Source organism: Streptomyces parvulus (genome assembly GCF_014648855.1).
Taxonomy (GTDB): Bacteria; Actinomycetota; Actinomycetes; order Streptomycetales; family Streptomycetaceae; genus Streptomyces; species Streptomyces parvulus.
Map to the genome: position 1 here is coordinate 395,125 of NZ_BMRX01000002.1, position 23,783 is coordinate 418,907.

26 protein-coding genes are annotated in these 23,783 nt (G+C 69.9%); 2 read left to right on the forward strand and 24 right to left on the reverse strand.

Features of this window, described 5'->3' with window-relative positions; translation table 11 throughout:
* Positions 1–47: 47 nt before the first annotated feature.
* The 3 genes from IE108_RS04730 to phoH2 all read right to left on the reverse strand — a co-directional run bounded on the left by IE108_RS04730 (position 48) and on the right by phoH2 (position 4,047).
* Complete coding sequence (locus tag IE108_RS04730) at positions 48–1,430, reverse strand: AI-2E family transporter (RefSeq protein ID WP_064729608.1); 1,383 nt, start codon at positions 1,428–1,430, stop codon at positions 48–50.
* 151 nt (positions 1,431–1,581) lie between these two features.
* A complete protein-coding gene (locus tag IE108_RS04735) occupies positions 1,582–2,283 on the reverse strand; it encodes an aggregation-promoting factor C-terminal-like domain-containing protein (protein ID WP_189397576.1) in 702 nt (233 codons plus the stop codon).
* A gap of 438 nt (positions 2,284–2,721) precedes the next feature.
* Positions 2,722–4,047: an RNA 5'-3' helicase PhoH2 gene (gene phoH2, locus IE108_RS04740; RefSeq protein WP_161343966.1), complete on the reverse strand. Its 1,326-nt coding sequence runs from the start codon at positions 4,045–4,047 to the stop codon at positions 2,722–2,724.
* A gap of 1,058 nt (positions 4,048–5,105) precedes the next feature.
* Here phoH2 and IE108_RS04745 point away from each other — a divergent pair.
* On the forward strand, positions 5,106–6,431 hold the full coding sequence (locus IE108_RS04745) for a winged helix DNA-binding domain-containing protein (protein WP_064729605.1): 1,326 nt from the start codon (positions 5,106–5,108) through the stop codon (positions 6,429–6,431).
* A 79-nt stretch (positions 6,432–6,510) separates the two neighbouring features.
* On the opposite strand, the gene IE108_RS04750 is transcribed toward IE108_RS04745, so the two are convergent.
* The 11 genes from IE108_RS04750 to IE108_RS04800 form a co-directional block, all read right to left on the reverse strand.
* A complete protein-coding gene (locus tag IE108_RS04750; RefSeq protein WP_064729604.1) occupies positions 6,511–7,308 on the reverse strand; it encodes a class I SAM-dependent methyltransferase in 798 nt (265 codons plus the stop codon).
* Positions 7,309–7,404: 96 nt separating this feature from the next.
* Positions 7,405–8,277 (reverse strand): LLM class flavin-dependent oxidoreductase, encoded by an 873-nt coding sequence (locus IE108_RS04755; protein ID WP_064729603.1) that lies wholly within the window; start codon positions 8,275–8,277, stop codon positions 7,405–7,407.
* Between the two features lie 41 nt (positions 8,278–8,318).
* Positions 8,319–8,981 (reverse strand): hypothetical protein, encoded by a 663-nt coding sequence (locus IE108_RS04760; protein ID WP_064729602.1) that lies wholly within the window; start codon positions 8,979–8,981, stop codon positions 8,319–8,321.
* A 17-nt stretch (positions 8,982–8,998) separates the two neighbouring features.
* Positions 8,999–9,592 carry a hypothetical protein gene (locus IE108_RS04765; RefSeq protein ID WP_064729601.1) on the reverse strand — a complete coding sequence of 198 codons (594 nt, stop codon included), beginning with the start codon at positions 9,590–9,592 and terminating at the stop codon, positions 8,999–9,001.
* A gap of 85 nt (positions 9,593–9,677) precedes the next feature.
* Entirely contained in the window at positions 9,678–11,042 is a 1,365-nt protein-coding gene (locus tag IE108_RS04770; protein WP_064729600.1) for a hypothetical protein, read from the reverse strand.
* Positions 11,039–11,365, reverse strand: coding sequence for a hypothetical protein (locus IE108_RS04775; RefSeq protein ID WP_229851604.1), 327 nt, complete (start codon positions 11,363–11,365; stop codon positions 11,039–11,041). The genes IE108_RS04770 and IE108_RS04775 overlap by 4 nt, the downstream gene beginning before the upstream one ends.
* 158 nt (positions 11,366–11,523) lie before the next feature.
* Positions 11,524–12,180, reverse strand: coding sequence for a hypothetical protein (locus IE108_RS04780; RefSeq protein WP_189397577.1), 657 nt, complete (start codon positions 12,178–12,180; stop codon positions 11,524–11,526).
* 85 nt (positions 12,181–12,265) lie between these two features.
* Positions 12,266–12,934 carry a hypothetical protein gene (locus IE108_RS04785; RefSeq protein ID WP_107420261.1) on the reverse strand — a complete coding sequence of 223 codons (669 nt, stop codon included), beginning with the start codon at positions 12,932–12,934 and terminating at the stop codon, positions 12,266–12,268.
* Between the two features lie 66 nt (positions 12,935–13,000).
* Positions 13,001–13,657 carry a hypothetical protein gene (locus IE108_RS04790; RefSeq protein ID WP_308433743.1) on the reverse strand — a complete coding sequence of 219 codons (657 nt, stop codon included), beginning with the start codon at positions 13,655–13,657 and terminating at the stop codon, positions 13,001–13,003.
* A gap of 36 nt (positions 13,658–13,693) precedes the next feature.
* A complete protein-coding gene (locus IE108_RS04795; RefSeq protein ID WP_064729597.1) occupies positions 13,694–14,731 on the reverse strand; it encodes a hypothetical protein in 1,038 nt (345 codons plus the stop codon).
* Positions 14,719–15,384, reverse strand: coding sequence for a hypothetical protein (locus IE108_RS04800; protein WP_064729596.1), 666 nt, complete (start codon positions 15,382–15,384; stop codon positions 14,719–14,721). Before IE108_RS04800 ends, IE108_RS04795 begins: the two co-directional genes overlap by 13 nt.
* A gap of 257 nt (positions 15,385–15,641) precedes the next feature.
* Here IE108_RS04800 and IE108_RS04805 point away from each other — a divergent pair, with 257 nt between their 5' ends.
* On the forward strand, positions 15,642–16,031 hold the full coding sequence (locus tag IE108_RS04805) for a DUF192 domain-containing protein (protein WP_064731945.1): 390 nt from the start codon (positions 15,642–15,644) through the stop codon (positions 16,029–16,031).
* A 79-nt stretch (positions 16,032–16,110) separates the two neighbouring features.
* Here IE108_RS04805 and IE108_RS04810 read toward each other — a convergent pair whose 3' ends face one another.
* The 10 genes from IE108_RS04810 to IE108_RS04855 all read right to left on the reverse strand — a co-directional run bounded on the left by IE108_RS04810 (position 16,111) and on the right by IE108_RS04855 (position 23,782).
* A complete protein-coding gene (locus IE108_RS04810; RefSeq protein ID WP_064729595.1) occupies positions 16,111–16,740 on the reverse strand; it encodes an OmpA family protein in 630 nt (209 codons plus the stop codon).
* A 7-nt stretch (positions 16,741–16,747) separates the two neighbouring features.
* Positions 16,748–17,326, reverse strand: a complete 579-nt coding sequence (locus tag IE108_RS04815; RefSeq protein ID WP_064729594.1) for a hypothetical protein — start codon at positions 17,324–17,326, stop codon at positions 16,748–16,750.
* Positions 17,327–17,358: 32 nt separating this feature from the next.
* The gene (locus tag IE108_RS04820; protein WP_064729593.1) at positions 17,359–17,955 is read right to left on the reverse strand and encodes a pilus assembly protein TadG-related protein; all 597 of its coding nucleotides are present in this window, start codon (positions 17,953–17,955) and stop codon (positions 17,359–17,361) included.
* Positions 17,955–18,158: a Flp family type IVb pilin gene (locus IE108_RS04825; RefSeq protein ID WP_064729592.1), complete on the reverse strand. Its 204-nt coding sequence runs from the start codon at positions 18,156–18,158 to the stop codon at positions 17,955–17,957. Before IE108_RS04825 ends, IE108_RS04820 begins: the two co-directional genes overlap by 1 nt.
* A 327-nt stretch (positions 18,159–18,485) precedes the next feature.
* Entirely contained in the window at positions 18,486–19,385 is a 900-nt protein-coding gene (locus tag IE108_RS04830; protein ID WP_064729591.1) for a DUF5936 domain-containing protein, read from the reverse strand.
* Between the two features lie 11 nt (positions 19,386–19,396).
* The gene (locus tag IE108_RS04835) at positions 19,397–20,341 is read right to left on the reverse strand and encodes a type II secretion system F family protein (RefSeq protein WP_064729590.1); all 945 of its coding nucleotides are present in this window, start codon (positions 20,339–20,341) and stop codon (positions 19,397–19,399) included.
* 9 nt (positions 20,342–20,350) lie between these two features.
* Positions 20,351–21,688 (reverse strand): TadA family conjugal transfer-associated ATPase, encoded by a 1,338-nt coding sequence (locus IE108_RS04840; protein WP_064729589.1) that lies wholly within the window; start codon positions 21,686–21,688, stop codon positions 20,351–20,353.
* An 18-nt stretch (positions 21,689–21,706) separates the two neighbouring features.
* Positions 21,707–22,093, reverse strand: coding sequence for a TadE/TadG family type IV pilus assembly protein (locus tag IE108_RS04845; RefSeq protein ID WP_064729588.1), 387 nt, complete (start codon positions 22,091–22,093; stop codon positions 21,707–21,709).
* 1 nt (position 22,094) lies between these two features.
* Positions 22,095–22,517 (reverse strand): TadE/TadG family type IV pilus assembly protein, encoded by a 423-nt coding sequence (locus IE108_RS04850; RefSeq protein WP_064729587.1) that lies wholly within the window; start codon positions 22,515–22,517, stop codon positions 22,095–22,097.
* 8 nt (positions 22,518–22,525) lie between these two features.
* On the reverse strand, positions 22,526–23,782 hold the full coding sequence (locus IE108_RS04855; RefSeq protein WP_064729586.1) for a CpaE/TadZ family protein: 1,257 nt from the start codon (positions 23,780–23,782) through the stop codon (positions 22,526–22,528).
* Position 23,783 lies beyond the last annotated feature (1 nt).

The window sequence follows — 23,783 nt, forward strand, 5'->3', positions numbered from 1 at the left end:
GGTGGGCGGGGCCCTTCGCGTGGTCGGGTCGTCCGGGACCGCGGGGGTCACGCCGGTGAGGCGTCCGACGGCGGTTCGGCGGACGGGGGCTGGGGCGGCCCGGGCGGCGGATCCGTCGCCGGTGAGGCGCCCACGGCGGTCGCTCCGCGCGGCTCGGGCGTCTGCCGGGCGGCGGCCTCGCGGGAGTACGCCCGCAGATAGCCGACGACGGTGTTCGTCACGGCCACCAGCGGTACGGCGACCACCGCGCCGCCGATGCCGGCGATCATTCCGCCGGCCGCCACCGACAGCACCACCGCCAGCGGATGGACCCGCACCGCGCGGCCGAGGATGAACGGCTGGAGGATGTGCCCCTCGATCTGCTGCACCGCCAGCACCACCACGAGCGTCATGACGGCCGCGAACACGCCCTGCGTCACCAGCGCCACGACGACCGCGAGCGCGCCCGACACCACCGCGCCGACCAGCGGGATGAAGGCGAACAGGAAGATGAACACGGCCAGCGGGACGGCCATCGGCACGTCCAGGAAGTAGATGCCGAGCCCGATGAAGATGGCGTCGATGAGCGCCACGATCACCGTGCCCCGCACGTACGCCGTCAGCGTCCGCCAGGCACGCGGCCCGGCGCCCGCGACGCCCGGCCGGGCCGCGGCCGGCACCAGCTTGAGCGTCCACTGCCAGATGCGCTTGCCGTCGTAGAGCAGGAAGAGCGTGGAGAACGCGGCCAGCAGGATGCCGGTGAGCGCCTCGACGACGACGGTGACGCCCTCCAGGCCGGCGGAGGTTATCTGGTCGGTGTTGGCGCCGACCGCCTCGCGCAGGTTCTTGGCGATCTCGTTGATCTGCTTGTCGGTGACGTGGAAGGGGCTGTTGAGCAGCCAGTTGCGCAGCTCGTCGATGCCGTCCTGGACCTGGTCGGAGAGGTTGTCGATGTTCTCCATGACCTGCCAGGTGACGAACCAGCCGATCAGGCCCATCACCACGAACCCGAGGATCGCGGTCAGGGCGGTGGCCGGTCCGCGCGGCACCCCGTGCCGGCGCAGCCACGCCACGGTCGGCTGGAGCAGCGCCGTGATGAGCAGCGCGGCGACGAACGCCAGCACCACCAGCTGTACGGCGCTGATGACGCGCATGAGGACCCAGACCGTGCCGGCCAGGACCAGCAGCCGCCAGCCGGCCTCGGCGGCGACGCGCACGCCCCAGGGCACGGCCTGCGCGGGGTCGGGGCGGTCGCGGACCACGACCGCGTGGTGGGTGGCGGCGTACTCCAGGGCCGCTTCCTCGGGGGTCGGGGGCCCTTGGTCGGAGGAGGCCGACCGGCCGTCGTCGGCGGCGCTGCGCCGCGCCTCCTGGCGGCGCTGCTCCAACCGCCCACTCATCTCGGTCAGTCCGGCGCCGAGCCGGCCGAGCCACCCTGGCACTCGCGACATGATCCGTCCTCTTCCCCCGTCTGTCCCCACCACTCCCCCCTGGAGCCGTCCGGTCCGACGGTACAGGGCGGCAACGCGAAAGCCCCTCACCGTAGGACGGTGAGGGGCTCCGCGAGGTTGAGCGGTGATCCGCGCCGGGCGGGCGGCGGGCTCAGTACCAGTGGTTGGCCTGCCAGAAGGCCCAGGCGTCGCACGGGCTGCCGTAGCGGCCGTCCATGTAGCTGAGGCCCCACTTGATCTGGGTGGCCGGGTTGGTGCGCCAGTCGGCGCCCGCGGAGGCGTACTTGCCGGCCGGGAGGGCCTGGAAGAGACCGTAGGCGCCGGAGGACGGGTTCACGGCCTGGTAGTTCCAGCTGGACTCGTGGTCCACGATGTTGCTGAAGCACTGGAACTGGCCGCTGGGCACCATCTGACGGGCCATGGCCTGGATCTGGCTCGTGCTGTAGGAGCTCTGGACGGCGAAGCTGGTCGAGTCGCGCTCGGCGCTGCGACTGGCAGCCGCCTCCTTCTCCTCCTCGCGCTTCTTGGCCGCTTCCTCGGCCGCCTTCTTGGCCTTCTCCTGCTTGGCCACGGCGGTCTCGGCGGCGGCCTTGCGGGCGGCTTCCTCGGCGCCCTTCTTGGCGCTCGCGTCCGCGGCGATGGCCTGCACGTCGGCCTGCTGAGTCAGGGACGCGGTCTGCACCTGCGCCTGCTCACCCATGGGGATGTCCGCGAGCAGCGTCGTGCCGGCTGCCGTCGCCTCCGCGTCGTTGCTCTGCGCGGTGCTGCCCGAGGCAACTCCGACGACGCTACCGACAGCGGTGACTGCCGTGGCCGAGGCCACTGCGAATCCCCGGACCGAGATCCGGCTCACACGGTTTCCTTCCAGCATCGCCCGCTTCGGTGACCCTCGCGGACGCAATCGTGCCCCTGGCGCTGGCCTCCTCAACTACTGGTCACGGGAGGCACGGGCCCGGTGGACAACTCCCCTCGCGGGGAGCGCCGTGTGGTGCTCGGGCGGCATACGACGCTGCTATGGAGTTGAGGCTGGTGCTGCTGTGGTGCCGTACCGCTGGGGGTACAGGTGTGTCGTATGCGGGGCCTGACAGGAATGAGACTCTGCCGTAACCCGACGGGGTGAGGCAATTCTGTGTTGCGTGTGAAAGCTCACATCCCGTTTGGCCCAAGGGATTCCCGGAAACGCACACACACCGCGGCGCCGCCCGGCTAGGCTCTTGGCCTTTCCGGACGGCGCCGATTGTCGGACAACCGACCCGCCACGGGTCGGAGTTCGCGGATGGTCGAAGACGGGTCAGATGTGTCCGTCCTCCAGCATTTCGGTCACCAGCGCCGCGATCTGCGACCTCTCGGACCGCGTGAGCGTGACGTGCGCGAAGAGCGGATGCCCCTTCAGCTTCTCGACCACGGCGACGACTCCGTCGTACCGCCCCACCCGCAGGTTGTCCCGCTGGGCCACGTCGTGGGTCAGGACGACCCGCGAGTTGGCGCCCACCCGGGACAGGACCGTCAGCAGGACGTTCCGCTCCAGGGACTGGGCCTCGTCCACGATGACGAACGCGTCGTGCAGGGAGCGTCCGCGGATGTGGGTGAGCGGCAGGACCTCCAGCATCCCGCGGGCGGTGACCTCCTCGATGACCTCGCGGCTGGTGACCGCCGACAGCGTGTCGAAGACCGCCTGCGCCCACGGGCTCATCTTCTCGGCCTCGGACCCGGGCAGATAGCCCAGCTCCTGCCCGCCGACCGCGTAGAGGGGACGGAAGACCATCACCTTCTGGTGCTGCCGGCGCTCCAGGACCGCCTCCAGCCCCGCGCACAGGGCCAGCGCCGACTTGCCGGTGCCGGCCCGGCCGCCCATCGACACGATGCCGACGTCCGGATCGAGGAGCAGGTCGAGCGCGATCCGCTGCTCGGCGCTGCGGCCCTTGATGCCGAACGCCTCCCGGTCGCCGCGCACCAGCCGGACGTTGCCGTCGGGCGTGACCCGGCCGAGGGCCTTGCCGCGCTCCGACTGGATGGTCAGACCGGTGTGCACGGGCAGCTCGGCCGCCTCGGGGACGTAGACGTGCCCCTCCTCGAAGAGGATGTCCACCTGCTCGCCGGGCAGCGTCAGTTCGGACATCCCGGTCCAGCCGGAGGAGTCCGTGATGGCCAGCTCGGCGCGGTACTCCTCGGCGAGCAGACCGACCGAGGACGCCTTGATCCTGAGCGGGAGGTCCTTGGAGACGACGGTGACGTCGAATCCCTCGGCCTGGAGGTTGCGGGCGACCGCGAGGATGCGGGAGTCGTTGTCCCCCAGGCGGTAGCCGCTGGGCAGCACGCTGGGGTCCGAGTGGTTGAGCTCGACACGGACGGTGCCGCCGAGGTCCCCGATCGGAATGGGGGCGTCGAGGCGACCGTGCCGGACGCGGAACTCGTCGAGCAGGCGCAGGGCCTGCCGGGCGAAGTAGCCGAGTTCGGGATGGTGCCGTTTGGCCTCCAGCTCGGTCACCACGACGATCGGGAGCACTACCTCGTGCTCGTCGAAGCGGCTCAGAGCGTTCGGGTCGGCCAGCAGGACGCTGGTGTCGAGAACGTAGGTGCGCCTATCTGGCTTGTGGCGCTTTGTGCTGGTCACCACGGAAGGACGTACCCCCTCGGATGAGGTCGGGGAGCGACGGAGTGGACGCTGGGCCGGGAGGGCGGGATCGCGTCGCGCCGGGAGGGCGGAAACGAGCCGACCGGTTCGGGCCTGCGGGAATGGTCCGACTGACCCTCGGGGCCGCCCTGCACTGGCGCGGACCGTGGGCCGGTCCTCCGCCGCGTCTTCCGTGCTGTGACCGCACGGTGGGGCTGGTGCAAAGGGCCTCCCGGGCGGACGGCTCCGTGCCGTCCGCTGAGATCCGACACCCGTGGTTCGGGCGTCGACCTGCTTGCCTTATGCCCTGGAACGAGCGCGGCCATGCCACGGCACAGGAGGGCGCACCGGTGAACTCCTCGTTACGGGCGCACCGCGCGACGCCCCTGCCGCGGCCCCCGGAGGACGTCCGGGCGGGCACTCACGGGCGACCCTGCGCCCGGGCAGAAAAAACGGGCCGGTCCGTGGGGGGGGGATACGGACCGGCCCGAGGGGGGGTTTCCACCATAACCCTTTGTAAGTGATGCTGCGTGCATCGGCGGGTAAAAATTACTCTCCGGAGTTGCCCGGCGACGCCCGGATGCCCTCGGAAGCGCCCATTCCGCCCTGAATCGTGGCCAAAACACGGCCGCTTACCGAACACACACCGCATACACAGCGGATTCACAGGTGGTCACATGTGACGGGAGTGGCGACAAGCGGCGAGAGGGCCATCGACGGGGCCCCTCACGAGTTCCCCCGACCGGGTGACGGACGAGGCCCACGCCCGCTTGACCCGGCACCGCGCAGCCCCCTCCACTGCGCGGTGCCACACGCGCAGCTTTGCTCACGCGAATTACCTGGGCTCGAATGTACGTGACCGGGCGTCACGGAATCGACCCGCCGAGGACAACGGTGAATAACGATGTGGAAACCCTGTGAGGATCGGTGGGTGATTTAGCCCCCCTCGCCCCAACCGCTCCGGACTTTGCGAAGGCGTGCCCCATGCCCACGTAAAGATCCCGGTCACGCCCGCGCACTCGGGGCCGGTAACGGTCCTACTGCCCCCCTAACGTCGCTTCATGAGGAAATCGACGGGGATCACTTGGGCCGCCGCGAGCGCGCGGCGCCTCGAACGGCAGTTCCTGGCCAAGTCCGCGCAGACGGGCGCGCCGGGCGCCGACACGGCCGACATGGCCGCCGACGTGGCGGCGGCGATGCTCGGCGCCCACGCCCAGGTCCTGTCGGCGGCGGAGCTGTCGATCGGGCTGCGGACCGAGAACATCACCCGATCGGACGTACGGAGGGCGCTGTGGCCGGTCGCCCCGCCGCCCGCACCCGCTTCGGCCTGCGTTCCCGCTCCCGCCCCGTCACTCGTGAAGACCCACGGCCCGCGCGGCACGGTGCACCTCCTGCCGGCTCGCGACCTGCCGATGTGGTGCGCCGCGCTGACCGCGGTCCCCGACGGCCCGGCCTCGTTCGCGCCCGACGTGCGGCTCGACGACGAACGGGCCGGCCAGGTCGTGACCGCGATCGGCGACGCGCTCGACGGCCGGTTCCTCACCATCGACGAGCTGGGCGAGGAGGTCGTCGCCCGCACCGGTCCCTGGGCCGGCGACCTGGTGATGCCGGCGTTCCAGACCCTGTGGCCGCGCTGGCGCCAGGTCCTGCACCGGGCGGGCCAGTGCGGCGCCCTGTCCTTCGGCCCCCACCGCGGGCGCAGAGTGACGTACACCCGGCCCCCGCGCTTCACCCCGCTCCCGCCCGAGGAGGCGACCCGGCTCCTGGTCCGCCGCTACCAGCAGGCGTACGGCCCGGCCACGCCCCGCCACTTCGCCCGCTGGCTGGCCGCGCCGCCGGGCTGGGCACGGGACGTGTTCGCGGGGCTGGCCCGGGAGGGGGAGATCGAGGAGGTCGCCTTCGGTGACCCGGGGGGCGGGGAGGCCGGTGCCGGTGCCGATGCCGGTGCCGGTGCCGAGGGGTCGGGTGGCTCGGGTGGCACGGGCGGCGCGGGCACGTCGGCGTGGGTGGCGGCCGGTGACACGGTCTTCCCGGACGCTCCGGAACGGGACGAACTCCTGCGCGGGGTGCGTCTGCTGCCCTACTTCGACGCCTACGTCATCGCCGCCCAGCCGCGGGAACGGCTCTTCCCCGGCGCCGCCCGGGAACGGGCGCTGGCGGGCGGGCAGGCCGGCAACTTCCCCGTGCTGATGGTCGACGGGACCGTGGCGGGCGTCTGGCACCAGCTGCGCCGGGGCCGCCGTACGACGGTCACCGTGGAGCCCCTGAGCCGCCTGACCGCACGGCAGGAACGGGAACTGGCGGCCCGCGTGGAACAGGTGGGGAGGGTGCTCGAAACACGCGCCGAACTGGTGATCGGGGAGGTGTCGGTGGGGCCGCACGCGTGAGGCCGGGCCGCGTCACGGCGGGCGTGAGGGCGGGGCCGCGTCGCGGCGGGCATGAGGTTCCGGGCCGCGTCGCGGCGGCTCAGTGCTCGTGCGGCTTGCGGATGTCGAAGAGGTGCCGCGCGCTGTGGGCGACGAAGGGCCCGTCGGCCTCGATGCGCTCGTGCAGCTCGCGCAGCCGGTCGCGGTACGTCTCGACGGTGAAGCCGGGGACCATCCACACCACCTTGCGCAGGAAGTGGACGACGGCCCCGACGTCGTGGAACTCCATCCGCAGCCGCTCCGCCCGCAGCCCGACGACCTCCAGCCCGGCGGCCTCGGCGTCGGCACGCTCCCGTTCGGGGTCGCGCTGCCGGCGCGTCTCCTCGGGCAGCGGCCCCAGGAAGTACTCGACCAGCTCGAAGACGCTGGCGGGCCCGACGTGCTGGGCGAAGTAGGTGCCGCCGGGCGCGAGTACGCGGGCGATCTCGTCCCAGTGCGGCTGGACCGGGTGCCGGCTGACGACGAGGTCGAAGGCACCGTCGGCGAAGGGCAGCGGCGCGTCGTCGAGCGCGGCGACCACCGGGACGCCGAGCGGCCGGAGCAGCCGGGTGGCGGTGTCGACGTTGGGCGCCCAGCCCTCCGTGGCGACGACGAGCGGGGGCCGGCGGCCCGACCCGCCCTGCCGCAGCGCGAAGTCCAGTACCTCTCCTCCCCCGGTCTGCACGTCCAGCACGGCGTGCGCCTCGGCGAGCCGCCCCGCCATGGACAGCGCGTACCCCCACGACGGCCGCGCCTCGGTGGCCCGCCCCTCGAACCAGGAGAAGTCCCACCCCTCGGTGGGCACGGCGGCGCCTTCGGCGAGGAGTTCGTCGAAGGTCGGGGGGTGGGGATGGGACATGGCGAGGGGGATCCGTTCGATGGAGCGATGCGGCGGTGAGGCGCTGGACGTTTTCTGGTGGGGGTGCGTGGCCGGAGGAGTGATGAGTAAGGCGGCCTACTTCACCAAGGGGCGTACCTCTTCGGCGGCGAACCGGACGAACGCCTCCGGGTCGGGCTCGTCCGCGGTCGGCTGGAGGATCACGGTGTCGGCACCGGCCTCGGCCAACCGGCGCACGGCCTCGGCGACGGCCTCCGCGTCTCCGGCGACCCCGAGACCGGGCACGTCCGCGTCGCCCTCGGCGACCAGGTCGGCCCGCAGCCGTTCGTCCGCGCCGGGTCCCGTGGCGGTGAGGAGATAGGCGACGACGGTGTGGGTGCCCGTGCGCCCGGCCGCCGCCCGCCCCTCGTCGATGAGGTGCCGGGCCCGGCGGACCCCGTCGGGCGGAGTGGACGCCGTGAGCACGGTGCCGTCGGCCACCTCACCGGTCAGCCGCAGGGAACGGGGCCCGGTGGCGCCGGCGAACACCTCGACGGGCCCGGCGGGCGGCCAGTCCAGCGCGACGTCGTGGAGCCGGACGTAGCGCCCGTCGGTCGTCACCCGCTGCCCGTCCAGCAGGGCGCGGAGGGCGAGCACGTACTCCCGCAGCAGCGTGACGGGCGACTCGGCCCGCGCCCCGACCTGCCCCATCCAGTCCTGCACACCGTGCCCGACGCCGAGCACGGGCCGTCCGGGGAACATCCGGTGCAGTCCGGCGGCCTCCATCGCGGTGATGGCCACGTTGCGCAGGGGGACGGGAAGCAGTCCGACCCCGACGCGGATCCGCTCGGTCCACGCGAGCGCGGCGGCGACGGTGGAGATCCCGCCTTCGCGGAAGCAGTCCTCCCAGAGCCACAGCTCCTCCAGCCCGGCCTCGTCGGCGGCACGGGCCACGGAACGCAGCCGCTCGGGGGCGAGCTGGGGACGGAATACGGCGCCGAGTCCAGTCATGCCCTCTTCCTACCTCCGCCCGGACCCACCGGACAACACGATTACGTCCCCACGCCCATCGGATCCTCGAACCTCACGCTCACGACCACCTGCCGCATAACCCCCCGGTACTCCCCGCGCCGCGCCACAGCACCGGTACTCATGGTGAACACGGCGATGCGCTTGCAGTCGGGGTGCGGGAGGTGGGCGTGGATCTGGAGGAGGGGGTGCCCTGGGAGGGCGGGGGGCGGCGCCAAGGTGGTCTCGCTGAGAACCCCCGGCCCGCAGGGCAGGTCGACACGGGCGACATTCGTATGCCCGCTCACCGACGTGACGGCGCGTGCGGCGGTGACGGCCCGCGGGGCGACGTTGGTGTCGTGCCAGGTAATCGTGAGGAGTGAGAACAGGGGGGTGGCTGCCCCCCGCCCGTCGACGTCGTCCCGATGCAGGCCGATGGAGCAGTAGACCGTGCCGAACCCGCACAGCGCCGACAGCAGCTGCTGTCCCTGGGCCACTTGCGCGACGAACCTCTGCCGAGCCGGCCCCCCGGGAGCCGCATCGAGCAGCGGCGCGACGGCCGCCCGCAACGCTCCGGCGTCCGCCGAGCCGGGTTCGGCGAGCAGGGCGTCGAGCGGCAGGGAGACGAAGCCCGGGGGTTCGGCGAACCACAGCGCTGACTCCTCATCGTGGACAGAGCTGTCGATAGCGATCGTTGGATTACTCATGGCCTCTCTCCGAATCTTCAGAACTGAGCGGGCTGCCCTCCCGCCCGTCGGCCCCGCTCCAGGTCGTGCGGCCCCGCTCCCCACTCGTTCAAGTGCTGGCCGTCCGGTGATTCCATGCGCTGCTCGATGATCTGCAAGCGTCGAGGGGCGGTGCCCCTGGGAGTGGGCGCAGCAATGACTCCGGCGAAGCGCACATCGCCCGCGAACCAGATCTCCTTGATCTCGGACTTCAGGTGCGGCTTGGCCCGAGGCGCCATTCGGCGACTCCACCACTCCAGACGAAGATGACGCGTGAAAACCACCGGCAAACACTGCTCCGGACGGCCCGGATTCGGGAGCTCGAACCAGCCGTAGTGCCTGCTGGTTACTTCAGGTCGATCACTCAGCCCATGCGGAGCCCCGTGGAGAACCTGCCACGGGTAGACACGCATGATCCGCAGCATCCGAAGCGCGGCCGGGAAGTAGCGACACTGAACGAGGGCCCGGTACGGCGCGTACACGAAGAAGGGGAGGAACACCCACGCGACCCAATCGGCGGAGTAGACCGAGACGCCGAGCAACGCCACCCAGCCGCCTAGCCACCCGGCCAGTCCGAGAAGGTTCATCGCCATGTGGCTGAGCCAGGCGCGACGCGTTGGCGAATGATCCCAGGCAACCGTGCACAAGTCCGGGTTCACAGATATTTACCCCTCTCCGTCAATGACAGAAGATGTATCGGGCGATGTCGGCCAAACCGCCGCCGTCAAGAACAAGACGTGAGCCGTCGATACTGGCCACAGCGCCGTCCTTGATACCGCTGTCATCTGCGTCGACAGCCTTGTTGTAGAGGCCGAACCCGCCGGTCCCGACTCCCACCAGGCCTGACGTCCCTGAGATCACGCTGGCCGCCCTGCCGGGGTTACTCAGACCCCGTACAGCTCGGGCAACCATGGAATTCTCCAGACCCGTGATAGCACCCGCCTCACTCTTGATCTTCGCACCGTAGGTTCCTGCTTTCTGCCAGAAATCCACCACTTGTCCGCTTCTGCGGACCGCTCGCGTAGCCTCGAATGAACCCTTGGCCACCGCCGCGATCCCTGGCAGGGCACCCACCGCGTCAGCCCCCACCGACACCGTGTTGCTCCAGAAGTCGGCATCGAGCTCACCCTTTGTGAGGCCGTCCCACAAGGACGCCTGGACTTCTGCATCGGAAAGCCTGAGACCCAGCGCGACTGTGCTGATCCCTGAGGAGGTCAGCATCAGCGCCGCGACCGTCGCCACCCCCCACCCCATCGGCCCCGCCAGCAGCAGCGCCGCCACGCCCACCAGCCCCGCCGTGAAGCTGAGGATGTCCGGCAGGTTGTCGCCCAGCCAGTCGAGGGCCTCGTCGAACATGCCCGGCTCGTGGGGGACGAGTTTCCTCGTCGCGTCGCGGATCTTGCGGGCGCGGAGGCCGGCCTGCCGTTCGTGCTCCTCGGCCAGCCTCTTCGCCTTGCCGATGACTGCGGCCAGCTCGGCCTGGGCGTCGTCGAGGTCGCCCTTCGCGCGGGTGAGGTCCTTCCGCGCGGCATCGCCGTCGCCCCCGCCCGTCTTGAGGTCGGCAGCGTCGCCCAGTTTCTCCACGCGGCCCTGCGCGCGAGCGACCGCGGCCCGTGCCTCCCGCGCGTCCTCCTCCAGCTTCCCGGCCCGACGCTGAAAGTCGGTGAGTTCGCCTTCCCAGCGGTCGAGTTGCCGGGCAGCCTTGCGGACGGAGTGCGCGGCGTTCTTGAGGTTGAGGGGCAGCGGCCCGCCGTCGAGCTGCTCGCGGAAGGCGACGGCGGCGTCACCCTTCCAGTAGCTGCCGTCGAGGAGCTTGGTGACGAGGTCGTGGGCCTCTTGAAGGACCTTGGCGCACCCGCTGAGCTTCTTCTCCAGCCCCCGCACGGCCTCCGTGTCACCCGGGACGGGATTGAAGCCGAGATGCGGATAGGCCGGGTTCGGCATGCGCGGTGCGGACTTCAGCCCCTGGGGCTTGTCCAGGTCCGCCCGGGACTGCGGATCGAGCGCGGCGCCGTACTGGTCGTTCCCGGCCGTTACGGTCACTTCGCGCCGCCGCCCTTGCCCGCGCGCGACGCCCGCACCGCCTCCTCGAGCGCCTTGTCGACCTCGAGGTAGCTGTCCCTGCTCTTGCCGATGATCTCGGCGAGATCCTCCGTCTGCTTGCCGATCTCCTCGGAGCCGTACTTCCAGTCCTCCTGGAAGGACTCGCACGCGGAGTCGAGATCATCCGTACCAAGCCCGACGATCGTCGCGTCCGACAACGCCTTGCGCACCCCGTTGAGCGAAGCCGACGACCGCCTCAGCGACTTCATGAACCGCCCGAGCTCGTCCCCGTCGACGACCAGCCGCTCCGCCATCTGCCCCATCCCCTCTCACCGGCCCACCTGCACCGATGTGAGGAACGACGTCGTCCGCCTTTCGTGGCGCTCATCTCCACACGGTCCCTCGGCGGGGTGGCGCGGGCCTCCTGGATGACGCGGAGGAGGTCAACACCCCCGCGGAGTCGGCGGTGCCGCCGCGGTCCCTACGGCTGACACGCGGTGTCCCCTCGCTTTGACGAGATCTCGGTGGTCTGCCATACGCCGGCGGCGCTCTTGGTCAGGGCGGTGTTGTAGAGCACGTAGCTGTCCGCCGAGGCGGCCGACTTGTCGACTTTGCCGCTCTTCCTGTTCTTGATGTAGGACTCGCTCTCGTCAGAGCAATAGGTCACGTAAGCCTTGTCCGTGCCCCTGAGCGTGACCTTCCGGTCGAAGTATCTCGTCACACCGATCCAGGTGTCGTCGGCGTCGATGTAGCCCTGCACGTAGGTGATCGACGAACTCAGTGCCTTGCCGACGTTGTAGAAGCCGAGAGCATTCGTGTCGGCACTTCCCTTGAAGATGGCTTCGTCCACCGCGTTGATACTGAGCGCACTGTCGGCGAGCACGGCGTCCTTCACGGAGTCACCCGTCCTCTCGCTTTCGAAGACGTTCTTGGCGTCGGCGGGAAGTTCGATCCCCGGCCGGCCACCTGCCATCGAGTCGCTGGAACTGGGCGAGGCAGACGGCCCGTCACCCGCACTCGCGCTGGCGGCCCTGCCCTCCCGATCGGAGGAACTGTCTTCACCTCCACATCCGGACAGCGTCAAGGCCGCAACGGCAGTCAGCACGAACGCTGCGGGGAGGATGGAACGACGAGTCACGGTAGGGGCTCCTGATGGGAGAAGGTACTTTCAGCTGCTCATGCGTCGCACGCGCACTCCGCACCGCGCAGGCATCCTGTTGGGTTCACGGCTGACACTTAGCGCTCCCCCGCTCGGAGACCAGACGCTCCGTCACCCAGACGCCCTTTCTGTTCTTTCGCAAAGTCGCTGCGTACGCGACGTAACTGTCCTTCGTCACCGACGTGACGTCGGTCTTCCCCGTATCTAGGAACTTGTTGAACGCCTTGCTCTGATCCTCGCAGTACGCCAGTGAAGCGGTGCCGTCATTCTTTACATGCACGCTTTCACGGTAGAAACGCGTCATACCGGTCGTACGCGCCTTGTGATCGACGAATTCCTGGATGTACTTCTGACTGTCGGCGGCAGCTTCGCCCTCGGAATAGAAGCGATACGCTTCGTGAAGCGGATCCTGCTCTGCAATGGCCATGTCCACGGCCTTGATGCGCTGCTCGGCGTCCCGCAACACCGCGTCCTCGGCCGGATCACCGCGCTTGCCCCACTCGAACCTGTACGTCACATCGACCGGCGGCTCGACCTTAGGTCGACCCACCTCGGTCGGCTCGGACTCACTCGGTGTCGCCGACGGCTCGTTTGCGGCGTCAGCACCTGCGACCTTGTCATTGTCGTTCGAAGCGCTGTCACTGCCATCTCCGCATGCGGACAGCGTCAGGGCCGCAGCGAAGGACAGAGTGACCGCCGCGAGGCGGGCTGGGCGGCGACGACGGCGAGTCACTGGGGGCTCCTGGATATGACGAGGGTTCTCTTCAGCGAAGCAGATCTGTCGGTCCCACGGCACAGGTCATGGCTGACAAGCCGCGCTTCCACTCTTCGAGGAGACACCTTGCACCTTCCACACTCCGTCGGCGTCTTTCTTCAGAGAAGTGTGGTATTCGACATAACTCTTCGCCGTTACTTCAGTTTTCCGGATCTTGTTGTCCCTGAGGTATTTCACGTAGGCCCTGCCTTGATCCTCGCAATACGAGAGGGCAGCCGTACCGTCCTCACGGACGGCCAAGCGCGGTTCGTAGAACCGGTAGTTTCCCGTGATCGTGGCCTTTTGATCGACGTATTCCTGGATGAACTTCTCCGTACCGGCTGCCGCCTTACCCTCGTAGTAGTGGAGGTATGCCGGGTCGAGGGCGTTCTGGCTGACGATGGCGAGGTCCACCGCCTTGATGGACTGCTCGCTGTCGGCGAGGACGGCGTCCTTCTCCTTGTCTCCCGTCCTCGGCCAGTCGAAGACATAGGAAAGGTCGGCGGGAAGCGAGATCCGCGGACGATCGGTCCGGGAGGGCTCGGGTGCGGTAGGCGAGGCAGAAGGCGTGCCGGCCGTCTCCGCCACCGCGGGATTGCCATTGCCGTCGGAGCCGTCCCCTGTTCCACATGACGACAGGGTCAAGGCCGAGATGGCGATCAGCACGAGCGATGCGGGCAGAGGCCCGCGGCGGTGGATCACGGTGGTTCGGCTCCTGCGTAGGACGGCGGGTTGGCCTCAGCGGTTGACGGCCTGGATCTCTTGGACGATCACGTCTTGGTCTCCACCGAACTCGCCGTCCGGAAGGGTCTGTTCGTTGTCCACGCCCGTGCCGGTCCAGTGGATCTTCCAGGTGACCGTCGCCCTCAGCTGGTACGACCCGTTGCCGGAGGAACGCAGATACTTCACTCCGCACGGCGGGGTCTGCTCGGCCTTTCCCTTGGCATAGGGCTCGCCGATGCGGTCGCCTGCCAGCTCGCACACGCCGGATGCAGGGTAGGTCTGGGCGTCCGCGGTGCCCGGGTCGATCTTCACCGACACGGGTTCCGCAGTGGTGGTCGCCTGGACGCCCAGCAGAGGAACGGAGGCCGTCACCGAGACGCGCTTGAACTTCGCGGCGTCCAGCCAGGCCCAAGTCGGGAGGTTGACCTTGGTGGCATTGGCGGGCGCGAGATCCACTTCGGTCGTGGGTACGCGAATCTCGGCATAGGCGAGCTGGGCGAGGATCTCGGGCGTGATCGCCTGCGGGATGTCCGCAGGCGGGTCGTCGTTGGTGTCGACCCAGAAGATGTCTGCCTCGCAGTCGAGCGCTCCTGGATCGCCCTCACGCCCCTGGGTGACGTAGGAGTCCCACCAATAGCCCTCGCCGGCCTTGTCCTTGTTGAAGTCCTTGTACGGCTTCCCGTTCTCGTACCTGTCGCGCTGCTCGGCGTCCCACTGGTAGCCCGTCGACTCGGCCTGCCAGATGGGTTCGAGAGTCTTCTGAAGCTGCTCGGGGGTGTACTTCGGGGCGTAGTAGCACGCCGGAGGCGTCCAGTTGGAGGCGGCGGCGACGGGGCCCGCGGTCTGGCCCGCACCATTGTTGGAACGGTCGAAGACCACAGCACCGGCCGTCGCCGAGATGCCCCCGCCCGCCTTCCCGCCATCCACTTGAGTTTCCGACCCCCCGCCGTCACCGCCGGGCACGATGTCGGCCCATGCCGCCGGACACGAGGCAAGCACGATGCCGCCCGCCAGTATGGCCGCACACACCGATGTCCTCGCTACGGCTGGCACTGGGCCGCCCCCCTCGTGGAGATGATCTGCGATGTCTGCCAGACACCATCGGCGTTCTTCTCAAGACGGGTGTTGTACAGGACGTAGCTGTTCTTGGTCACGGGTGTCTTCGCGACTTTGCCAGTCTTCCTGTCCTTGCTGAAGCCCTTGCTCTCGTCCGCGCAGAACGTAAGGCCGGCCGATGCCCCGTCTTTCAGCGTGACCTTCCGATTGAAGTACCGAACCTCACCGGTCACGGTGGCGTCGACCTTCTCGAACTGCGCCACCCACGACACCGAGGCTTCCAACGCCTTACCCGTGTTGTAGAAGCCGAGCGCCGTTCCCTTGGGATCCGTACCGGCGATCGCCGCGTTCAGAGCACGCATCCGCTGCGCATTGTCGGCGAGCACTGCGTCCTTGACCGCATCTCCCGTCTCCGCGTCCTCGAAGGTCAGCTTCATGTCCGACGGAAGTTCGATCTTCGGCCTTCCCCCTGCTTCCGTCGAGGATGCAGAGGGGCTGGGAGACGTCGAGGTGTCGCTGCCCGTGTCCGCGCCGGCGATCTTGTCCTTGTCGTCGGAGGAGTTGTCGTCGCCTCCGCAGGCGGACAGCGTCAGAGCCGCAGCGGCGGTCAGTGTGAGCGCTGCGAGGCGGGCGGGGCGGCGGCGAGTCACTGTGGGCTCCTGGGTGGGACGAGGGTTCTCTTCAGCGAAGCAACGCTATCCACCGAGGCACCGTGGCACCAGGGTCAAAGCCCGTTGCCCGTCCCGCCCTATGCGGCCAAATCGGGGCTACTTGTGGCGTCTTGGGCCATAACGGTTGCGTAACACGAGAAGGTGCGCACTCCGGTTGCAGGGTCCCCGTGTGGTTCCGGGAACATTTCGTAGAGGAAGCAGCAAAGGCTCACGGTGTGGCGGGGAGGCAGGTCGGGATGGGGCGGCGGAGGCGGTGGCGGGACGGGGTGGGGGTTCTGGTGGTGGAGGGGGGCGGTTCGGAGAGCGGGGGGCGCGATGTGGTCGTGCCGGTGGAGATTGCTCGGTCCTACCATGCGCGTGCCCGTGGGCTGCTCGGGCGGGATCGGCTCGACGGGGCGATGCTGCTCACGCCCGCCAGTAGCGTGCATACCTTTCGGATGCGGATGGCCATCGACGTCGCCTACCTCGATCGGCGGTTCCGTGTCATCTCCGTACGGACCATGCGGCCGGGGCGGCTGGGGTTGCCCCGGGTACGGTCCCGGCACGTGCTGGAGGCCGAGGCCGGGGTGATGGCCGGGTGGGGAGTGCGGGTCGGGGCGCGGGTGACGGTGCGGGCGGAGGAGTAGGGGCGGCGGGGGCGGGCCTGGGCGGGCGACAGCGTTGTCGGGCTGTCGCGCCGGGCGGCATCGGTATCGGCTTTGGGGATCACGGTTCCGTGCGGGGGAAGGAGACCTCGACCCTGCGGTTCTTCTTGCGGCCGGCCTCCGTCGCGTTGTCGGCGATCGGGTACTGCTCGCCGTAGCCGCGGACCTCGTAGGTGATGGCGGCGTCGTTCAGGGTCGCGGACAGGACGTCGTGCACGGCGTTGGCGCGCTTCTTGGACAGGGTGTCTCCGTGGGCGGAGGAGCCCAGGTTGTCGGTGAAGCCGAAGACCCTGACGCGGGTGGCGTTCTGGGTCTTGATCTCCTCGGCGATCCCCGTGATGCGGGACTTCGACTCCGCGCCGAGTTTCGCGCTGTCCTTGCCGAACAGCACCTCCGCCTGGAGGGCGAGGGTCACGCTGGTGTTGGTGTCCTCGCGGCGTTCGTCGCCGCTCTGCTCCTCTACGACGGACTTGATGTCCAGCACTTTGGCCTGGGCGAGCGTTGCCCCGTCGGGGATCTTGAGGTCGGGATCGGCGGGGTCCACTTCTACAGGGGCCGAGGCTGACGCCTCAGTGCCGGGAGGATCATTCGGATCGTCTTCGGCTTGAGCCGTGGTGGTGCCGGACAGGGTCGTGGCGACCATGAGGGACACCGTGGTCAGGGTGCGAGCAAGACGCGGGGTTGAGGTCATCCTGCCCTCACCCGGAGATGGCGATGGTCGCGCTGGCGAAGGTGGGCAGTTGGAACGTGACTTCGGTGACGCTCGTCGGCGGAGAGGGAAACTGCATGAAGACCGGGACTACGTCACCGGCCTTGATCCTCGGCATGTTCGTCGTGGTGAGGGGACGGCCGTCTGTGTCACGCAGCACGTAGTAGCGCTTCTTCCCCTTCGAATCCACGAGCGTCGCGCCTCCTAGCGACGACCCGTGCCTGATGATCTCCGTCTCGTCACCCGCGGTGCGTACGGAGACACGAGCAGGCTCGTCGCCGTCGTTCTTCAACTCGCCGCTGACGGTGACGAAACCGCCTCCGTCCCGCTGGGCCGAAGTGAGCTTCAGGATGAGTCCTTCCTCCCCCTTGAGCTCGGCGAGAGGTTCGTCCGACCCCTCCTGAGCGCTTGGATCAGACCCGCTGTCCCTGGAGGCGGACGCGGAGCTTTCCGACTTACCGTCATCGCCGTCGCCGCCGCTGCATCCGGCAACGCTCAGGGCAAGTCCGGCCCCGATGACCAGTGCGATCACCCCTCTGCGGGCCTTCATGATGAACCGACTGTTCATACCCCCTGCTTTCTCGTCCTCGTCGTCAATTGTCAGTCGGCCAGATGGACGTCGAACAGGTCCTCTGGCTTCGGCAGGTCTTCCTGCTTCTCGGGATCCAACTCCCATTGCTCGTCGTGGCAGGCCAGTCCAGGCAGCTCGTCGCCCTCTGCGCCTTCCACGGGAGGCTCAAACGTGCATGCGGCTTCAATGACGGCAGACGCAGACGCCAGAGACTTCTTGTTCTCAGTGCCGGGCACGATGGAGTCGCCGACGGTTCTATTCGTCTCGACCTCCACCGTGTAGCCGAGCAGCCCTTCCGGATGACAACTCAGGACACGCGCATCGTTTTGGGCGGCGAGCTGCTCGCCGCGCCAGCACGACGGCTGGAGGCCCGGCACATCGCCCTCGAAAATAGCCCGCCACCTCGTCGGGTCCCGGATCTCGTCGATCCACGCTCCAGCGAGCTGATCCCGAGTGTCCTGCGCGGCCGCCAGAGCCGCCGCGTCAGCGGCTGTCTGCGCGCCGTTCCGGTTCGCCGAAGCCTGGCCGACGGCGAAGTATGCGAACGCCAGAAAGAGCAGGCCCCCCACCACCGTGATGTAGATGGGGAACGTCTGCCCCTCGTCAGCGCGCCTCGGGTGGCGCATCAGCCGCCGGTGACTTCGTCGATCTTGTCCACGATTGCGTCGTAGATCGACTGCCCGATATCCGTCCCCGTAATAGCCAGCACGATCGCCACCACCACCGCGATGATCCCCAGGTACTCCACCGCCGTCTGCCCCTTGTCGTCGCGGGCCGCGGTGGTGCGGGTGTGGAGGTGGGCTGCCGTGGTGTGGAGCCAGTTGGTCATGGTGTTCCCCTTCAGGGTGGACGAAGCCGCGTTCCTCGTGCGGAACGTGCGGACGGGCGGTGGGGATCTGCTGGCTGGTCATGCCGGACGTCACCTCGTCCACGATCCCCGCCCCCCTTGCGCTCGGTTGAGACCTCGACCTGTCGGGAGTACCGGACAACGACTCTCCCACAGTTGGTTGCAACTGTGAAAGGCATTGGGCGGGATTGGGCCGACTGGGCCGTAAGTCTGCGGGTTTTGATGTCATCGGTGTATGTGCAGTCGCACTTTGATGGTGTACGCCGCCCCCTTTCCCCGGCTGCGTGACCGACATGGCGTCCCTCCTGCCTATTCGCCCGTGATCGTGCCGAAGTCCGTCCCCGAACCCAGGATCAGGCCCGCGCCGAGGAGGATCATCGTGGCCGGGACCATGAAGGTCGTGATCATCATCGTGGCCTTGGGGACCGCCCGCGCGGCCTTGCGGCGGGCGTTCTGGGCGTCGGTGCGGCGCATGTCCTTGGCCAGGGAGACCAGGGTCTCCACGATGGGGGCGCCCAGTTCCTCGCCCTGCTGGAGTGCCGTCACGAACATCGCCACCTGTTCGGAGTCGTTGCGCCGGCGCAGTTCCGCGAAGGCCTGGCGGCGGCTCATGCCGAGGTCCATCTGGCGCAGGGTGATGCGCAGTTCGTCGGCCCAGGGGCCCTCGTAGCGCATCGCCACGCGGTCGAGGGCCTGGCGGAAGCCGAGGCCCGCGCTCACCACGACCGCCAGGACGTCCAGGAAGTCGGGGAGCGTGCGCTCGATGACGTCCTTGCGGATGCGGATCGCCGACCAGATGCCGACCTCCGTCCAGAACGCGCCGAAGGCCAGCAGGAGGAGCGCGACCACGAACTGGCCGCGGAGGACGAAGACCAGGAAGCCCAGGGCGCCCAGGAAGCCGTAGACCGCGCGGCGGGCGGCGTAGCGGTCGATGGTCAGGCCGCCGGGGTTGCCCGCCAGGTCGATCCTGCGGCGGTACTTCGCCACCGCGGCCGGGCCCATCAGGCGCAGGACGGTGGGCGCGTAGCGCATGCCCATGCGGTCGACGAGGGAGTCCACCGCGCCGGTGCGGGTGGCGCCGACCTCCAGCGCGAGGGCGAGGTCGTCGGGGAGCTTCGCCTCCGCGCGGTACATGCGGACGCCCGCGAAGGCGCCCCAGACGGCGGCGCCCATGAGGAGGGCGAGGAGCCATTCGATTCCGGATGCCATTCCAGCTCCCCTCAGACGTCGATGCGGGACAGGCGGCGGATGAGGACGAAGCCGACGGCGTAGAGGCCGAAGGCGATGATCACCGCGGCCTGGCCGACCGGGGAGCCCGTCATGCGTTCCAGGGCGCCGTCCTTGACGCCGTTCATCAGGAACAACGAGCCGATGCCCAGGACGGGGACGGCGTACGAGGTCATGTTGACCTGGGAGAGCTGGGTGCGGACCTCGCGCCGGGTCTCCTTGCGCTCCTCCAGTGTCTCCGTGAGGTTGCGCAGGGCGCTGACCACCTGGCCGCCGGCGCGGTTGGCGAGGACGAGGGTGGTGACCAGGACGACGAGTTCGCGGGAGGGGAGGCGGTCGGCGAGTTCGCCGAGGGCGTCGTCCATCGAGGCGCCGAGGGCGAGTTGGTCGGCCACCTTGCCGAGTTCCTCGCCGGCCGGGGCCTCCAGTTCCTCCGCCGCCATGCCGATCGCGGTGCGCAGCGCGAGGCCGGCCTGGGTGGCGTTGGCGAGGATGCGGGCGAGTTCGGGGAGCTGGTTGATGAACTTCTCGATGCGTTTCTGGCGTTGCCAGGTGAGGAACTGGACGGCCGCGCCGATGCCCAGCAGCGCGGCGAGCGGGCCGAAGAAGGGGGCGAGGACGGCCTGGCCGACCAGCCACAGGCCGACGACGGCCGCGACCAGGTAGGCGAAGAACTCGCCGGGTGTGACGTCCAGGCCCGTGGCGGACAGGCGCAGTTCCAGGTTCCTGCCGAGCCTGGTGCGGCGCAGCCGGCGGTCGAGGGTGGGGAAGCGGCGGCGGCGTCCGGCGAGGGGTATCTGCCCGGTGGCGGACAGGCGGTCGACCAGGGCGGCGCGCTGGGCGCGGCCGGCGGCGTAGGCGTGCAGGCCGACGACCGCCAGGACGCAGGTCAGCAGCGTGATGCCGGTGGTGAGCGTGACGAGCGTGTCCAGGTTCATCGGGCGGTCCTACCTGGCCTCTCGGGTGGTGAGCTGGTCCAGGGAGTGGGCGACGCCGAAGGCCTGCGGGACGGGCTGGTTGGCCATGTAGAGGCGCTCGGCGGTGCGGTGCGGGAGGGGGAAGTACTCGTACTGGCCGTGCACGCGCCCGTCCGGGGTCATCGGGCGGGCGTTGAAGCGGGCGACCGTGGCGAGGCGGTAGGGCTCGCCCCCGTGGCTGGCCAGGAGGGCGATCTCGGTGATGCGGCGGGCGCCGTCGGCGAAGCGGGTGAGCTGGACGACGACGTCGACGGAGCTGTTGATCTGGTCGTGCAGGGCGACGAAGGGGACTTCCACGTCGGACATGGAGGCCAGGGTCTGCAGGCGCATCAGGGCGTCCTCCGCGCTGTTGGCGTGGACGGTGGCCAGGGAGCCGTCGTGGCCGGTGGACATGGCCTGGAGCATGTCCAGGGACTCACCGCCGCGGACCTCTCCGACGACGATGCGGTCGGGGCGCATGCGCAGCGAGTTGCGGACCAGGTCGCGGATGGTGACGCGGCCCTGGCCCTCGACGTTGGGCGGGCGGGACTCCAGGCGGATGACGTGGGCCTGCTGGAGCTGGAGTTCGGCCGAGTCCTCGATGGTGATGATGCGGTCGGTCTCGGGGATGAGGCCGGAGAGGGCGTTGAGCAGGGTCGTCTTCCCGGTGCCGGTCGCGCCCGAGACGATGATGTTGAAGCGGGCCTGCACGAGGCCGGCCAGCAGGTAGAGCATGTGCTCGTCGAGGGAGCCGAGGCCGATCAGCTCGTGCAGGGTGAAGGAGCGCGGGAAGCGGCGGATGGTGAGCGTGGCGCCGGTCAGCGAGAGCGGCGGGATGATCACGTTGACGCGCTCGCCGGAGGGGAGGCGGGCGTCGACCATGGGGTTCGACTCGTCGACGCGGCGGTTGACCGTGGAGACGATCCGCTCGATGGTCTGCATCAGCTGGTCGTGGGAGGCGAAGCGGAGCGGGAGTTGTTCGACGCGTCCGCCGCGCTCCACGAAGATCGCGTCGGGTCCGTTCACCATGATCTCGGTGATGGACGCGTCCTCCAGCAGGGGTTCCAGGATGCCGAGGCCGAGAGCCTCGTCGACCACGCGGCGGATCAGCTGGGAGCGTTCGACCGTGGACAGGACCGGGCCCTCGCGGCTGATGATGTGGCCGAGGACCCGCTCCAGGCGCGCCCGGCGTTCCGCCGCCGCGAGGGAACTCATCTCGGCGAGGTCGATCTCCTCCAGGAGCTTGGCCCGGTAGGAGGCGACCAGGTGTCCGTCCTCGCCCCGGCTGCCGTGCTCCTCGGGCGAGTGGATGCGTGCGCGCAGGCTCATGCGTCCTCGGCTCCTCGGTCAGTGGTCCAGCGGCATGGTGGCCGTCCGGGTGGCGGGGTCGAAGTCCCAACCGGGGACGATCGAGGGGATGTCGACGGTGGCGGTGACCGTCACCTCGTCGCCGCCGTACGAGGGCGGGCAGGAGGTGCCGTCGGCCAGCCAGCTGCTGACGGCCGCGGCGCAGGCGCCCTGGGCGCTCTCCTGGAGGGAGGCGCCGCGGGCCCCGGCGCGGGCGGCGGTGCCCGCCTGCTGGGCGGTGTAGGCGATCAGGCCCAGCTGTACGACGGCCATGCCGACGATGATCAGGATCGGGAGGAAGCCGAGGTACTCGAGGGCCGCCTGGCCCCGGTCCCTGGCCGGCCCGCCGCCCGGGCCCCTGGAGTACGAGCCGCTGGAGTACGCCATCTCAGTCGTCCTCCTCCTCGACGGCCCCCGCGTGTCCGTGCACGGTGAAGGGGAAGCTGACGGTGCCCGGGAAGAGGATGGGGACCTCGATGCGCACGTCGGCGGTGACGTAGCCGCCCCCGGTGCCGCAGTCCACACCGGCGCCCCCCTCCCACGCGCCCGGCAGCTTGTCCCGGCCGGCCTCCTGGCAGGCCCCCTGCCGGGCCCCCCGGTCGGCCGCGGTGGCCGCCCGTACCGCCTCGTCGGCAGCATTCCCCGCGAGCGTGTACGTGTATCCCACGAGGACGAGCTGCCACAGCACCACCAGGGTGGCGACGATCGCGGGGATCATGCCGACGAACTCGACGGCGACCTGCCCGGCGTCGCCCCGGCGCCCGGCACCCCGTACGTCGCCCCGAAGGCCGCCACCCCGTAACGCGCCCATCGCCCCGCTCATCCCGCCCCGTCCCTCCGGCGGCGCAGGCTCGCCGCGCCGCGGTCGCCGCGGAGGCGGCCGTGGCCCTTGCGGGGCTCCGCGGGTGCCGTGACCAGGCCCAGTTCGCCGGCGAGGGCCCACAGGGCCTGCTTCACCGTGCTCCGCGCGTCCAGTTCGTGGACCCGGCCCGCGTCCACGGCGCTCTGGAGTTCCTTGAAGTTGGCGGGGACGGCGGTGGCCGCCAGGGCGGTGCCGGTGATGCGCTGGATCAGCGGGGGCTGGATCTCGGTGCCCCGGGTGTGCCGGTTGACGACCACGGTGGTCTCCTCGGCCTTGCGGATCTGGAGCCGGTCCCACATCCGCACGGCCCGCTTGGCGCCCCGTACGGCGACGACGTCGGGTGTGGTGACCAGGAGCGCGGTGTCGGCCATCTCCACGGCGGCGGCGCCGGCCCCGCCGAGCTGGGCGCCGCAGTCGACGACGACGACCTCGTAGCGCCGGCGCAGGGCGCCGATGATCTGGCGGGCGGCGCGGTCGGTGACCTCCTCGCCGCGCTCGCCCTCGCCGGGCGCGAGGAGCAGGGCGAGCCCGCTGTCGTGCCGGAAGACGGCGTCGGCCAGGACGCGCGGGGAGAGGTCGGTGATGGCGGCGAGGTCGGCCACGGAGCGGCGGAACTGGACGTCCAGGAACGAGGCGACGTCGCCCGCCTGGAGGTCCATGTCGAGCAGCGCGGTCGCGCGGCCCGAGGCCTGGGCGGCCAGGGCCAGCTGGATGGCGGTGAGGGTGGTGCCGACGCCGCCCTTCGCGCCGCTGACGGTGACGACGGTGCCGCCGGCGCCGGTGAACACGTCGCCGCCGCTGCCCAGGTGCCGGCGTACGCCCGCCGACCACTGGGCCACCGCCTGGACGCGGCTGGCGAGTTCCTCGTAGCCGAGCGGCAGGGCGACCAGGCCGCGGGCGCCGTAGTCCATGGCGGCCTGGAAGAGGCCGGGGCCGGGGTCGGAGGTGACGAGGATGACTCCGACGGCCGGGAAGCGCAGGGCGACCTCGCGGATCAGCTCCAGGGCGGGCACCGGGCCGATGCGCTCGTGGACGATCACGACCTCGGGGAGTTCGTCGACCGACTCGGCGGCGAGGCGGGCGAGGGTGTCGACGAGCTGCGTGGAGTCGGCCACCGGCGCGACGGGTTCGGCGTCCGGGAGCTGGCTGAGCAGGGTCGTGACGGACCGTACGGCGTCCGCGTCGCCGACTGCGGGGAGGATCCTCGTGGCCATA